Here is a 13,362-nt window from a genome sequence, read left to right on the forward strand (position 1 = left end):
GGGACCGGCACCCCGCGGGGGCCGGGCGTGGCGCCGCGGCGCCGTGCCCGGACCCAAGGACCGTTCGGCGGAACAGGAGACCGCGGGAGGACGGGTGTACCGCCCGGCGTGCGCGCACAACAAGGGCGCCGGCCCGCGCCCGTTCCGCGGACCGGCGACGGTCAGCCCCTGCCCTGTCCACCGACCGAAGGCACCACCATGGCTTCCTCCCGCCCCCACTGGTCCCTGCGCGCCGGCGCGGCCGCCCTGGCCTCCGCCGTCGCCATGGCCCTGGCGTCGCCGGCCGCCGCGTCGACGACCGCCGAGCCCACCGCGCCGCCGCCGCCGTCCACCGCGTCGGCGCCGCCCGCCGAGCCCACCGCGCCGCCGGCGTCGTCCACCGCGTCGGCGCCGCCCGAGGCGACGTCGTCTGAGTCCTACGTCTCGCGCACCGACCGGCCCGCCGCCGGCGCCAAGCGCGTCAACCTCGCCAACTACTGCGGACGCGAGGACTTCAGCGACGTCCCGCCCGGCTCCTCCTTCTACGACGCGATCTCCTGGATGGCCTGCGAGGGGATCTCCGTCGGCTACACGGACAACACGTTCCGCAAGCTGCGCGAGGTCACCCGCGGGGAGGTCGCCGCGTTCCTGTTCCGGCAGGTCGATCCCCAGTACACGGCCGACAGCCAGCAGGACTTCTCCGACGTCGCGGTCGGCGGGGCGAACTTCGAGGCGATCTCCTGGTTCGCGGACGCCGGGGTCTCCGTCGGCTACAGCGACGGCACGTTCCGGCCCGGCGACGCCGTCACGCGCGGCGAGCTGGCCGGGTTCCTGTTGCGGCTGGCCAACGACGACACGTTCACCGCACCGGCGTCCTCGCCGTTCACGGACATGACGCCGTCCTCGGCGTTCTATCGGGCCGCCACCTGGCTGCGCGCCAAGGGCATCACCTCCGGCTACGCGGACGGGTCCTACGGTCCGTCGCGGCAGATCGTCCGGGCCGAGACCGCCGCCTTCCTCATGAAGGCCGACCCGCTGATCCAGGCCGGCGAGTCGCCCGAGGTCGAGCCGGCGCCGACGCCGGGCCCCTCGGAGCCGCCGACGGGCGGGCTCACCACGGAGCAGTGGGAGCAGGAGGCCTCCGCCAACATCGCGCAGTGGTGCGACGGCGTGCCGCTCGAGGCCGCCCCGGACGGCGAGAACTGGGCGTCCTACACGGCGTGGACCGACGGCACGCAGATCGTCCGGGTCGACGAGCTGATCCACCTCTCCACGGTCGGGCCCGAGTACCCGGACGGCACCCGGGACACGCTGCACCCGGACCACGACCTCTCGGTCGCGATCCAGTACCACGAGTGCGGGCACATCCTGCAGTACCGCGCCTACGACTACGACGGCGCCGCCCTGGACGAGGCCATGAACCGGGTCTACGGCAACTCCAACGGCACCGAGCACATGGCCGACTGCATCTCCGACGTCATGGGCGCCAAGCGCACCGGCGTGCTCAAGGAGGGCTGGAGCTACACGGCCGGGTACGGCGGCGACTGCACCGAGGCGCACCTCGACGCGGCCCGGAAGATCATCGACGGGCAGCGGGTGTAGGTCCCGGGCCTCGAGTTGGTTCCGGTCAGCCCGCAGGTCCCTGTCAGCCCGTAGGTTCCGGAGAAATTGTTGTCCGCTTCCCTCGGGAAGCGGACAACATTTTCTTGCTTGCGTCCGGGGGGGTCGTCGCGCCCGCGCGTGTGGGGCGCTCCCGCGGGAGGCGTGCGTCAGGCCAGGGAGAGGAAGAGCTTCTCCATCTCCTTCTTGTCCATCGACGCGTCGTCGCTGGTCATGCACTGCTCCAGCCCGCTGGCGATGATCGCGAAGCCGGCCCGGTCCAGCGCCTTGGAGACGGCCGCCAGCTGCGTGACGACGTCCTTGCACTCCCGCCCCTCCTCGAGCATGCGGGTCACGGCGGCCAGCTGCCCTTGGGCGCGCTTGAGCCGGTTGATCACGGGGGTCATTTCGGTCGGTTCGAGTTGCATGGGGTGGCTCCTGGCTTTGTCGGGCGCGATGCCACACGGGGAATGTCTTCGCGGGGAACGGATTCTCGGGGAAAGGCTGGGGGCGACGCGGACTCGATCGTATCCCCGCCGCGCATTGTCTCAGGCCCGGAAGCGGGCCAGCACGCGGGACAGCCAGCCCCTGCCGTCCCCAGCGCGGCCGCCGGCGGACGGCGCGCCGGCACACGAGCACCGCTGGGCGGCGGGCACCCCGCGCATCACCCGGTCGACATGCTGCCCGCATCCGGCCCACGTGGTCTTCCCGCACTGGCGGCAGGCAACGGCTCGGCACATGGAATGCATCCCTTCGTTCGCTCCCGAGGCCCCGCGGACACTCCGTCGGATACCCCCGGGGGTTGTCTTGATACCCCCTAGGGTACTACAGTGCCTTGCGGAAGCGGTACCCCCAGGGGTATCAAGCGAACGAAGGGATGCACCATGCTGCTGGAACGGATCTACGACGGCGACCTGGCCCAGGCCGGGTACTTCATCGGCTGCCAGGCCCGCGGGGAGGCGCTCGTCGTCGACGCCCGCCGCGACCTCCGCCCCTACTTGGACCTCGCCGCGGCCCACGGCATGCGGATCACGGCCGTGGCCGAGACCCACATCCACGCCGACTACCTCTCCGGCACGCGCGAACTCGCCGCCGCGACCGGCGCCACCGCCCACGTCTCCGGCGAGGGCGGCGAGGACTGGCAGTACGGCTTCGACGCCGTCCGCCTCCACGACGGCGACGCCATCCGCATCGGGAACATCACCGTGCAGGCGCTGCATACGCCCGGCCACACGCCGGAGCACCTGTCCTTCCTCGTCACCGACGGCGCCTTCAGCGACGACCCCGGCTACCTGCTCTCCGGCGACTTCGTCTTCGCCGGGGACCTGGGCCGCCCGGACCTGCTGGACGAGGCCGCCGGCGGCGTCGACACGCGCTTCGCCGGCGCCCGCCAGCTGTTCGCCAGCCTGCGGGAGAAGTTCCTGGCCCTGCCCGACCACGTCCAGGTCTTCCCGGGCCACGGCTCCGGCAGCGCCTGTGGCAAGGCCCTGGGCGCCCTGCCGTCCACGACCGTCGGCTACGAGCGGCTCAACGCCTGGTGGGGCCCCTTCCTGGCCGCGGACGACGAGGAGGGCTTCGTCGCCGCGCTCCTGGACGGCCAGCCGGACGCCCACGCCTACTTCGGACGGATGAAGCGGCAGAACCGGCTCGGCCCCGCCGTCCTCGGCGGGCTCCCGCCGCTGCCGGAGCTCGCGCCCGGGGCCGTAGCCGCGGACCTGGCCGCGGACCGGATCACGTTCGTGGACACCCGCGGCCACGACGCCGTGCACGCCGGCACGGTGAAGGGCGCGCTGAACATCCCCGCCGGCGGCAAGGCGGCGAGCTACGGGGCCTGGGCCTACGACCCGGAAACGGACGACCGCCCGCTCGTGCTCCTGGCCCCCGGCCGCGAGGCCGCGGAGGAGATGCGCGACCACCTGGTGCGCGTGGGTATCGACGCCGTCGCCGGCTACACGACCACCCGCGACGGGCTGCCGGCCTTCACGCCGCCGCTGGTCCAGCCCGCCGCGCTGGACGGGTTGGACGCCGCCCTGGTCCTGGACGTTCGCAACGCCTCCGAGCACGCGGCCGGACACGTCCCCGGCTCCGCCCAGCTCTCCGCCGGACGGGTCCTGTGGCACCGGGACCGGCTCCCGGCCAACGGCACGATCGTGACCTACTGCCAGTCCGGCGTGCGCAACTCCGTCGCCGCGAGCGCCCTGCGCCGCGCCGGCCACGACGTCGTCGAGCTCGACGGCAGCTACGCGGCCTGGAGCCGCTGGGCCGCCGACCGCGCGACGGCCTGACCCCTCCCCTCCCCCACCCGAAAGGAACCCATGACCGCCCAGCCCCAGACCCCCCACACGATCGACGCCGCCACCCTGCGCGCCTGGCTCGCCGCCGACGACCCCGCCGTCGTCCTCGACGTGCGCAGCCCGGCCGAGCACGAATCCCTGCACATCGCCGGCTCCCGGAACATCCCGCTGCACGAGCTGGACGGCCACGCCCCGGGTCTGGCCCGGGACGCGGCCGGGCGCCGGCTCGTCCTCGCCTGCCAGTCCGGCGTCCGCGCCGAGCAGGCGCGCCAGCGCCTGGCCGGGCACGGGGTCGACGCGGCCGTGCTCGACGGCGGCGTGCCCGGCTTCGCGGCGGCCGGCGGCGACGTCGTCCGCGGCCGGCAGCGCTGGGACCTGGACCGGCAGGTGCGCCTGGTCGCCGGGACCCTGGTCGTGGCCGGGCTGCTCGCCGGCCGGTACGTCTCCCCGCGGCTGCGCCTGCTCTCGGCGGGGATCGGCGGCGGGCTCGCGTTCTCCGCGGCGACGAACACGTGCGCGATGGGGGCGGCCCTGGCGCGGATGCCGTGGAACCGCCCGGGCTCCGCGGCCGCATGCGCCGTGCGTCCCCCGAAGCGGGCCGCGAAGTGACGCCCGCCCTCGCCCTGGCCCTGCTGCTGTCCGTCGCCATCGGGGTCTCCCTGGGCCTGCTGGGCGGGGGCGGCTCCATCCTGACGGTCCCGATCCTCACCTACGTCGCCGGGCTCGGGCCCCGGGAGGCCATCGCCGCCTCCCTGTTCGTCGTGGGGACGACGTCGGCGGTCGCGGCCGTCGACCACGCCCGGGCCGGGAACGTGCGGTGGCGCACCGGGCTGGTCTTCGGCGGCGCCGCCATGGCCGGAGCGTTCGGCGGCGGCCTGCTGGGCGCGCACATCCCCGGACCGGTGCTGATGGTCGCGTTCGCGGTCATGATGCTCGCGACGGCGGCGGCGATGCTGCGCGGACGCCGCGCGCCCCGCCGGACGCGTGGCGGGGCCGGCCCGGAAGCGCGCGGCGCCTCGGCCCGGGGCGGAACGGAGTCCCGCGCCGGCTTGCCGCTGGCCAAGATCCTGGCCGAGGGCCTGGCCGTCGGGCTCGTGACCGGGCTGGTCGGGGCCGGGGGCGGGTTCCTCGTGGTGCCGGCCCTGGCGCTGCTGGGCGGGCTGTCCATGCCGGCGGCAGTCGGGACCTCCCTGGTGGTGATCGCCCTGAAGTCCTTCGCCGGCCTGGGCGGCTACCTCACGACCGTGGACCTGGACTGGTGGCTGGTCGGCGGGGTGACGGCGGCCGCGGTGGCCGGGTCGTTCGCCGGCTCGAGGCTGGCCCGGCGCGTGCCCGAGGCGGCGCTGCGCCGCGGGTTCGGGGTCTTCGTGCTCGCGATGGGCGTGTTCGTGCTGGCCCAGGAGCTGCCGCCGCCCGCGGGCGCGGCCGTCGCGGGCGCCGCCGTCGTGCTGGCGCTGGCCGCCGTGGCGTGCCGCGCCGTCGTGCCGCGGTGCCCCCTGCGGCGGGCGGCGGCCTGACGCCGCCCGCGGACCCCGGGCGGCCCGTCAGGCCGGACGGTACGTGAGCAGCACGTTGCCGGAGCTGAACGTCGTGGAACGCACCAGCTCGAGCCGGACCCGCTGGGCGAGCGTGGAGAAGAGGGGCCGCCCGGCGCCGAGGAGCACCGGGTTGACGAGGATCCGGATCTCGTCGACCAGGCCGAGCCCGAGCAGGGTCGCCGTCAGCGTCGCGCTGCCGTACAGGCCGATCTCCCCGCCCGGCCGACCCTTGAGGGCGGCGACCGCCTCCTCGAGGTCGGCGCCGCGGACGAGGGTCGTGTTGTTCCAATCCGCCCGCTCGAGGGTGGAGGAGACCACGACCTTCGGGACGCTGTTCATGTAGTCGGCGACGTCGGCGTCGGGCTCCGTGGCGCCCGGCCAGAACGCGGCCATGTGCTCGTAGCCGGCCCGCCCGAACAGGAGGGTGTCGATCGACGCGTTCTGCTGGTTGGCGAAGTCGAAGTAGTCGGCGTCGATGTTGGCCCAGTCGAGTTCGCCGTCCGGACCCCGGTCGTAGCCGTCGAGGCTGGTGATGACGTAGGAGACGAGCTTGCGCACGGGTCTGCCCTCCGGGGCGGCCGGGGATGGTCTGCCGGGGGCCACGCTAGCAAGCCCGGGCCGGCCGGCTCCAGACCCCGGACCGGTGGCCCGCGTCCGTCCCCGGCGGGAGTTCGAGCCGCGGCCCGGCCCAGCGCTCCCGCAGCCAGCGGTCGTGGCTGGCCAGCACGAGCGTTCCCGGCCACTCCGCCAGCGCGGCCTCGAGGTCCCCGACCAGGGCCAGGGAGAGGTGGTTGGTCGGCTCGTCGAGCAGCAGCACGTCCGGCGGGTCCGCGAGCAGCACGGCCAACGCGAGCCGCCGCCGCTGGCCCGGGGACAGGGCGCCCACGGGCCGGCGCAGGTCCGCGGGGCGGAGCAGCCCGAGGCGCACCGGGTCGCTGCCCGTGCCGCCGGCGGCCCGGGCGAACGCCTCCACCGCCCGGACATCCGGGTCCGGCCACGCGTCGTCCTGCGCGAGCGTCCCGACGCGGAGGCCCCCGGCGGTCTCGACGGTGCCCGTCCCCGGCTCCAGCGCGCCCGCGAGGACGGCCAGCAGCGTGGACTTCCCGGCGCCGTTGGGGCCCGTGAGCAGCAGGTGGTCGCCGGCGCGCAGGGCCACGGAGACCGACTGCAGCCGGCCGGGGACGGAAACGCGGTCCGCCCGCAGCACGGCGCCGCCGTCCGCGGGCCGCCGCGCCGCGCCCGGCGTGGGGTCCGGGGTCGCCCCCACGCCGGGATCCGGCGCCGCGGGCGGGCCCGTGACTCCGGCCAGGCGCAGCGGCTCGGGCGGCGGCAGGACGGCGCCCCGCTCCAGGGCGGCGAGCCGGTTCCGGGCCGAACGGATCCGGTTCCCCACGGTCTTCGCCGCGCGGTCGCCGTAGAACTTGGCGGTGATCCGGGACTCGGACTTCGAGGTGGAGCGGTGGAAGACGTCGCCCTCCGCCAGGCCGGTCTCCGCCTCGAGCCGGCGCCGTTCCTCCTCCTGCTCCTCCCACCGCCGCCGCCACAGGCCCCGCCGGCGGGCCCGCTCGGCGAGGTAGTCCGTGTACCCGCCGGTGCTCGCCGCGCCCTGCCGGTCACCGCCGCGCCCGTGCGGGTCGAGCCCCGGGTCCAGGTCGGCCAGGGACGTCGCGCACCGGTCCAGGAACCAGCGGTCGTGGCTGGCCATCAGCACGGGTCCGGTCCATCCGTCCAGCTCCGCGGCGAGGAAGTCCGCGCCGGCGTCGTCCAGGTGGTTGGTGGGCTCGTCCAGCAGCAGCCCGTCCGGGCGGCCGAGCAGGACGGCGGCCAGGCGGGCGCGGCGGCGCTGCCCGCCGGACAGGGCGGCCAGCGGCGTCCCCGGCGGGACGCCGGCCAGGCCGAGCGAGTTCAGGGCCCGGGCGATGCGCGCGTCCAGCGACCACGGGTCCGCGTGCACGGCCTCGGCGAGGGCGTCGTCGTACGCGGCGGCGGCCCCGGCGTCCTCCGGCTGCCGCGCGACGGCGGCGGCCGCGTCCTCGAGCCGCCGCTCCAGGGCGCGGACGCCCGCGACGGCCCGCTCGACGACGGAGCCCAGCGTCGCGGCGCCGCCGTCGTCGTGCTCCTGGAGCAGCACCCCGCAGGAGGCGGGACGGGCCACGGTGCCGCGGCCGGGCGCGAGGGACCCGGCGGCGAGCCGGAGCAGCGTGGACTTCCCGCCGCCGTTTTCGCCGATCAGCCCCACGCGCTGGCCGGGGGCCACCGTGAGCGACACGTCCGTGAGGACGGGGACGTCGGGCCGGGCCGGGTACGCGAAGGAGACGCCGTCCAGGCGCAGGGGGTTCGGGTCGTGCGATGGCATGGTGTTCCCCAGGTCGGTGAGGGGTCCCGCCGGGTGCCGCTCGACCGGCGACGTCGGGGACGGGCAGGGAGCGCCGCGGACGCGGGAGGGCTCGGCTCACAGGAACATGCCCTTGAGTGTGCGCCGGGGGCGGGCCCGCGTCAAGGACCCGTTGCCTCCGCCCCGGCCGCCCGCGAGACTGGCCCGAGGAGGCGCCCATGTCCACGTCCACGCCCGGGCCCGCGGGCCCCGCCGTCGTCCTCCGTCCCCTGGAGCCCGGGACGGTCGGCGACTTCGCCGCGGTCGCCAACCCGAACGGGAACCCGAGGCACTGCTGGTGCCTGGCGAACCGGATCTCCGGGCGCGAGGCGCGCGAACTCGGCGACGGCACCCACGGCGAGCGCGAGGGGTGCCTGCGCGAGCTCGCCGCCGGCGACCCGGCTCCGGGGCTCGTCGCGTACGCGGACGGGGAGCCGGTCGGGTGGGTCGGGTTCGGCCCCCGGGACGCGCAGGCCCGGTTCGCCCGTTCGACCGTGATCCCCCACGTCGACGACCTGCCGGTGTGGAGCGTGTTCTGCCTCGTGGTCCGGACCGGCCACCGCCGGCAGGGCATCACGGGCCGGCTGCTCGAGGGCGTCGAGGAGTACGCGCGGGAGCACGGGGCCCCGGCGCTGGAGGCGTACCCGGTGGAGCCGCTGCCGGGCCGGCGCGTCAACGGGGCGCTGGCGTACGTCGGGACGACGGGGATGTTCGAGCGGGCGGGCTACAAGCGGGTGCTGCTCACCGACGCCACCAGCGACCACCTGCCGCGCTGGCTCATGCGGAAGCACCTGGGCTGACGGGGGTCTCCCTGGCGGGGGCGACCTCCGCGGACTCCTGCCGCGGGACCTCCGCCGTGGCCTCCTGCTCGGGCGCCGCCACGGGGTCGGCGGGCGCGACGGCGGCCGCCAGCAGGGCGGCCAGTTCGCAGCGGTCAACGACGGCGCCGCCCCCGGTCCGGAACTCCCCGTCGGCGAAGTCGACGCGGGCGACCCGGCCGCGGTCGCTGGACCACACCGTCCACCGGGCGCGCTGGACGGGTCGGCGCGTGACGAAGTCGGCGAGCGCCTGCCCGAGGTCGCCGGTGTCCACGGCGTCGAGCCGGTACGGGGTGTTGATGCGGCGGCGCTTGCCCGGACCGTCGCGGAACTTCAGCTTCTGGACCATCTTGCGGTGGTCCTCCGTGCCGGCGGCCTGGTCCACGGGCCAGTGCTTCTCCTGCCACAGGACGCTGGCGAACCCGGAGCGGCCGACGTCGGCGCGGAACTCGCGGCGGCCGGGGCCGTGCCAGCCGCCGTCGCGGCGCCGGGCGGGGACGGTCTCCACGGCGTAGACGACGCGCTCGGTGGCGCGGCGGGGCTGCATGACCAGCAGGCCCTCCGGCGTGGCCCAGCGGTTCGTGCCGATCAGCCCGTACCGGAACAGCGGGGCGGCGGAGGGGCTGTCGAACTTCTTCCACGACGCCCGGAGCACGAAGTTCCGCCACAGCAGGTCCACGCCGTCCTGGTCCAGGAGCGGGCCGCGGGACTCGGCGATGCCGGTGCGGCGGCGGGCGGCGGTCCAGGTGGGGAGCTCGGCCGGCGTGCCGTCGGCCTTCAGGATCGACGCGTCGCCCTGCAGCTCGCGGATCCAGCGGGGCTTGAGCCGGCGCGGCATGCGGTAGTAGGCGAAGACGAGGCCGGCGAGGACCAGGGCCGCCCCTGCGGCGACGAGCGCGTTGGCGCCGACGTGCCACCCGGTGCCGGTCGCGGCGGAGGCGACGGCGCCGGCGGTGTCCGCCCACAGGAGCAGACCGGACGCGGCCGCGCACAGCAGGACGCCCGCGCCGAGGTAGAGGGACGCCGGGCCCAGGTACGCCATCCGCACGCTCCACGGGCGCCAGACGCCCCGGTAGCTGCGGATCCCCTGGACCAGGCCGGCAGCGCCGACCGCCAGCAGCAGTGCGGTCACGAATGCGGCTTCCGCGACATCCATGATGGCCCCCCTCGTGTGGCCGTGGGACCGGCGGTTTGACAGCCGCCGCGGCCCCTTCCCCTCAAAACGTCGCCCCACCGTTTCACGCTTCAACCGGGCGCGCAAAATCGGTTGCCGAGAGTTGCCCGGGGAGACCTCGGGAGGCCCCGCGCGGACCGGCCGCCGGCGGGTTCCGGGCTGCGCAGGGGGTTGCGGACGGCGCATGGCGTTGCAACCGTCTGCGCGGTCCGCAGGCCCCTGCGCACCGTGCCGGTGGGGCGGCCCCGGTGCCCGCGGCCGTGCCCCGGCGGCGCCCCGATCCCGGGTCCGCGGCCCTGCCCGGTGCCTCCCGCGGCCCTAACCCGCCGGGGTCCGCGGCGCGTACATGATCACCGCGACGCCGGCCAGGCACACGAGCGCGCCGATCGTGTCCCAGCGGTCGGGCCGGAAGCCGTCGACGACCATCCCCCAAGCCAGCGATCCCGCGACGAACACGCCCCCGTACGCGGCGAGGATCCGCCCGAAGTGCGCGTCCGGCTGCAGCGTGGCGACGAACCCGTAGAGGCCCAGCGCGATGACGCCGAGCCCGGCCCAGACCCAGCCGCGGTTCTCCCGCACGCCCTGCCAGACCAGCCAGGCGCCGCCGATCTCCAACAGCGCGGCCACGCCGAACAGCAGGATGGACTTGGCGATGGTCATGGTTCTCCTCCGGTGGGCGCCTTCCCCATTGTGCCGGTTCCCTGTTCGGCCGCCGGAGCCGGGCGTACGGTGGACGGACCCGGCGGAAGGACACGACATGGACGAGGCTGCTCCCCGAGAAGTCCGCGACAGCGACCTGCACGAGGGCTCGCTGCCCGACGACGCACCCCAGCTGGACGGCGTCCACCACCTGAAGCTGCCCGTGCGGGACCTCGAGCGCAGCCGCCGGTGGTACGAGAGCCGTCTCGGCTACGTGGCGTACCACGAGTTCGTCGAGGACGACCGGCTCGTCGGCCTGGCGCTCGGGCACCCGAACGGCGGGCCGCGGCTGGCCCTGCGCCTGGACCCGGAGCGGGCGGAGGCGGCCGCCGGCTTCGACTTCTTCGCGATCGGCGTGCCCTCGGCCGAGGCGTTGACGGAGCTGGCGAACCGGTTCAACCGCCTCGGCGACCGCAACCCCGGCGTCGTGCGCGGCTCCCAGGGCTGGGCGCTGCCGCACGTCAAGGACCCCGACGGCCACGAGCTGCGCTTCTACGCCGGCGACGACCCTGACCAGACCCCCACCGAGCGGACCGAGGCGTGAGGAGGCGGACCGGCCCGGACCGCCGGTCCCGGAACCGCCGGACGGACGCGTGAGGACCGGGCCCGAGGCGATCGGGCAGGACCACGCCGTCGCGTCGACGCACTGGCTGGCGACGTCCATCGGGGCCGAGGTCCTGGCCCGCGGCGGCAACGCGGCCGACGCCGCCACCGCGACCGGCTTCGCGCTGCAGGTCCTCGAGCCCCACCTGAACGGCCCGGGCGGGGAGGCGCCGATCATCGTCGACGACGGCGGCGCCCGCCACGTGATCGACGGCCAGGGGACGGCCCCGGCCGGCGCGACGATCGGCCACTACCGCGCCGAGGGGCTGGACCTCGTGCCCGGCACCGGCCTGCTGGCGGCGTGCGTGCCCGGGGCGTTCGGCGCGTGGACCACGCTGCTGGAGCGCTGGGGCACGTGGGAGCTGGCGGACGCGCTCGCCCCGGCGATCGGGCTGGCCGAGCGCGGCTTCCCGCTGCTGCCGCGGGCCAGCCGCACCATCGGGACGGTGGCCGGGCACTTCGCGCGGCACTGGCCGACGTCCGCGGCCGTGTGGCTGGAGGACGACGGCGGCGCCCCCGCCCCGAACGCCCGCTGGCGCCTGCCGGCCCTCGCGGCGACCTGGCGGCGCATCCTCGACGAGGCGGCCGGGGCGCCGGGCCGGGAGGCGCGCATCGCCGCGGCCCGGGACGCCTGGTACCGCGGGTTCGTCGCGGAGGAGATCGGCCGGTTCGCGGCCGGGACGGAGGCGATGGACTCCTCCGGGCAGCGGCACCGGGGGGTGCTGGCGGCCGACGACCTCTCCGCCTGGGCGCCAAGGATCGAGGAGCCGCTCACCGCGTGGTACCGGGGCTGGACCGTGCACAAGACCGGCTACTGGGGCCAGGGGCCGGTGTTCCTGCAGCAGCTGCAACTGCTCGGGGCCGCCGGGCTGGACGGGGTGGAGTACCGGGGCGCCGACTACCTGCACGCGGTCATCGAGGCGTCCAAACTCGCCTTCGCGGACCGGGAGGCCTGGTACGGGGACCCGCGCTTCACCGACGTCCCCGACCTGCTCGACCCCGCCTACGCCCGTGACCGCGCGGCGCTCATCGGGCCGGAGGCGTCCGGGGAGCAGTGTCCGGGTTCGCCCGGCGGCCGCTCCCCCGTCCTCCCCGACTTCAGCGCGGCCGCGGCGGAACCGGCGGCGGGGGTCGGCGAGCCGACCGTCGGCGTCCTCGCCAATCCCGGCGCCGCCGTCTCGCACGCCGTCGCCCCCGGGTCCGCCGGCGCCGGACCCGCCGGCCCGGGGGCCGCTCCCGGCGCGGGCGCCGCCGTCGTCCCCTCCCCCGGCGCGGCGCCGGAGGACCCGGCCCGCGACGGCGGGACGCGGGGCGACACGTGCCACCTGGACGTGACCGACGCGTCGGGGCTGACAGTGTCGGCGACGCCGTCGGGCGGGTGGCTGCAGAGCTCGCCGGCGATCCCCGCGCTCGGGTTCTGCCTGGGCACGCGCGCGCAGATGTTCTGGCTGCAGGAGGGGCTGCCGACGTCGCTGCGCCCGGGTGCGCGGCCCCGCACCACGCTCTCGCCGTCGCTGGCGGTGCACGACGACGGCACCCGGCTGGCGTTCGGCACGCCCGGTGGGGACCAGCAGGACCAGTGGACGCTGGCGTGGTTCCTGTCCGTAGTGCACGGGCCGGCCGCCGACGGGGTGTCCGGCCGGCGGCAGGCAGACCTGCAGTGGGCCATGGACGAGCCGATGTTCCACCACCTGCACCTGCACGAGTCGTTCGCCCCGCGCGGGATGGAGCCGCGGGTCGTGGTGGCCGAACCCCGGCTCGGCGCGGACGTGCTCGCGGCGTTGCAGGCGCGGGGCCACCTGGTGCGGCGGGCGGAGGACTGGACGCTGGGGCGGACGACGGCGGTGTCCGGGCACGGGCCGGAGCCGTTCGTGCGGGCGGCCGCGAACGCGCGCGGGCTGCAGGGGCAGGCGATCGCGCGCTAGGCTTCCGGGCCTTCGTCCGGTCCAATCCGTCACACCCGCTTGGTCCACTGGTGGCGGAGGGCAACGGCGCCCTCCCGCATCCGGAGGTGGGAAACATGACGGACCAGTGGGAACTCATGGAGACGCTCCGGCCGCTGCGGCGGCCGATGTACCTGGCGACGATGGCCGAGAAGCGGCGCATGCTCGTGGAGTTGCGGGTCTTCTCGCTCGGGTCCCCGGGGCAGGTGCTCGCGGCGATCGGCGGGATGCTGGGCAGGCCCCTGAAGGACCTCTCGACCCTGCGCTCGTCGGAGGCGCGCCGCGTGATCGAGGCGTGCGAGCGCGAGCGGAGGCGCCGGAGGTGAGTGGCGCTGAGGCCA

14 protein-coding genes are annotated in these 13,362 nt (G+C 76.1%); 8 read left to right on the plus strand and 6 right to left on the minus strand.

From position 1 onward, the window contains the following. Positions 1-198 precede the first annotated feature (198 nt). Positions 199-1,581 carry an S-layer homology domain-containing protein gene (locus tag AC1Q5D_RS07300; RefSeq protein ID WP_481737918.1) on the plus strand — a complete coding sequence of 461 codons (1,383 nt, stop codon included), beginning with the start codon at positions 199-201 and terminating at the stop codon, positions 1,579-1,581. 167 nt (positions 1,582-1,748) lie between these two features. Here AC1Q5D_RS07300 and AC1Q5D_RS07305 read toward each other — a convergent pair whose 3' ends face one another. Together AC1Q5D_RS07305 and AC1Q5D_RS07310 are read right to left on the minus strand one after the other, a co-directional pair. Then, positions 1,749-2,006: a metal-sensitive transcriptional regulator gene (locus tag AC1Q5D_RS07305; RefSeq protein WP_481737919.1), complete on the minus strand. Its 258-nt coding sequence runs from the start codon at positions 2,004-2,006 to the stop codon at positions 1,749-1,751. Positions 2,007-2,126: 120 nt separating this feature from the next. Then, complete coding sequence (locus AC1Q5D_RS07310) at positions 2,127-2,318, minus strand: hypothetical protein (RefSeq protein ID WP_481737920.1); 192 nt, start codon at positions 2,316-2,318, stop codon at positions 2,127-2,129. Positions 2,319-2,462: 144 nt separating this feature from the next. On the opposite strand from AC1Q5D_RS07310, the gene AC1Q5D_RS07315 reads away from it, so the two are divergent. From AC1Q5D_RS07315 to AC1Q5D_RS07325, 3 genes are read left to right on the plus strand one after another with little or no spacing between them, the layout of a single operon-like run. Beyond that, a complete protein-coding gene (locus AC1Q5D_RS07315; protein WP_481737921.1) occupies positions 2,463-3,863 on the plus strand; it encodes an MBL fold metallo-hydrolase in 1,401 nt (466 codons plus the stop codon). A 30-nt stretch (positions 3,864-3,893) separates the two neighbouring features. After that, positions 3,894-4,481 carry a rhodanese-like domain-containing protein gene (locus AC1Q5D_RS07320; protein WP_481737922.1) on the plus strand — a complete coding sequence of 196 codons (588 nt, stop codon included), beginning with the start codon at positions 3,894-3,896 and terminating at the stop codon, positions 4,479-4,481. After that, positions 4,478-5,389 (plus strand): sulfite exporter TauE/SafE family protein, encoded by a 912-nt coding sequence (locus tag AC1Q5D_RS07325; protein ID WP_481737923.1) that lies wholly within the window; start codon positions 4,478-4,480, stop codon positions 5,387-5,389. Before AC1Q5D_RS07320 ends, AC1Q5D_RS07325 begins: the two co-directional genes overlap by 4 nt. A gap of 27 nt (positions 5,390-5,416) precedes the next feature. On the opposite strand, the gene AC1Q5D_RS07330 is transcribed toward AC1Q5D_RS07325, so the two are convergent. Both AC1Q5D_RS07330 and AC1Q5D_RS07335 read right to left on the minus strand, forming a co-directional pair. Further along, the gene (locus AC1Q5D_RS07330; protein WP_481737924.1) at positions 5,417-5,968 is read right to left on the minus strand and encodes a dihydrofolate reductase family protein; all 552 of its coding nucleotides are present in this window, start codon (positions 5,966-5,968) and stop codon (positions 5,417-5,419) included. Positions 5,969-6,014: 46 nt separating this feature from the next. Beyond that, the gene (locus AC1Q5D_RS07335; RefSeq protein WP_481737925.1) at positions 6,015-7,766 is read right to left on the minus strand and encodes an ABC-F family ATP-binding cassette domain-containing protein; all 1,752 of its coding nucleotides are present in this window, start codon (positions 7,764-7,766) and stop codon (positions 6,015-6,017) included. A gap of 197 nt (positions 7,767-7,963) precedes the next feature. On the opposite strand from AC1Q5D_RS07335, the gene AC1Q5D_RS07340 reads away from it, so the two are divergent. After that, entirely contained in the window at positions 7,964-8,584 is a 621-nt protein-coding gene (locus AC1Q5D_RS07340; RefSeq protein ID WP_481737926.1) for a GNAT family N-acetyltransferase, read from the plus strand. Here AC1Q5D_RS07340 and AC1Q5D_RS07345 read toward each other — a convergent pair. Together AC1Q5D_RS07345 and AC1Q5D_RS07350 are read right to left on the minus strand one after the other, a co-directional pair. Next, entirely contained in the window at positions 8,562-9,758 is a 1,197-nt protein-coding gene (locus AC1Q5D_RS07345; protein WP_481737927.1) for a hypothetical protein, read from the minus strand. The genes AC1Q5D_RS07340 and AC1Q5D_RS07345 overlap by 23 nt on opposite strands. Positions 9,759-10,094: 336 nt before the next feature. After that, the gene (locus AC1Q5D_RS07350; RefSeq protein ID WP_481737928.1) at positions 10,095-10,436 is read right to left on the minus strand and encodes a YnfA family protein; all 342 of its coding nucleotides are present in this window, start codon (positions 10,434-10,436) and stop codon (positions 10,095-10,097) included. A 97-nt stretch (positions 10,437-10,533) separates the two neighbouring features. On the opposite strand from AC1Q5D_RS07350, the gene AC1Q5D_RS07355 reads away from it, so the two are divergent. The 3 genes from AC1Q5D_RS07355 to AC1Q5D_RS07365 all read left to right on the plus strand — a co-directional run bounded on the left by AC1Q5D_RS07355 (position 10,534) and on the right by AC1Q5D_RS07365 (position 13,347). Then, positions 10,534-11,019, plus strand: a complete 486-nt coding sequence (locus AC1Q5D_RS07355) for a VOC family protein (protein ID WP_481737929.1) — start codon at positions 10,534-10,536, stop codon at positions 11,017-11,019. Between the two features lie 49 nt (positions 11,020-11,068). Then, positions 11,069-13,003 carry a gamma-glutamyltransferase family protein gene (locus tag AC1Q5D_RS07360; RefSeq protein WP_481737930.1) on the plus strand — a complete coding sequence of 645 codons (1,935 nt, stop codon included), beginning with the start codon at positions 11,069-11,071 and terminating at the stop codon, positions 13,001-13,003. 95 nt (positions 13,004-13,098) lie between these two features. Then, complete coding sequence (locus AC1Q5D_RS07365; RefSeq protein WP_481737931.1) at positions 13,099-13,347, plus strand: hypothetical protein; 249 nt, start codon at positions 13,099-13,101, stop codon at positions 13,345-13,347. Positions 13,348-13,362 lie beyond the last annotated feature (15 nt).

It is taken from the genome of Arthrobacter paludis, from assembly GCF_056782315.1.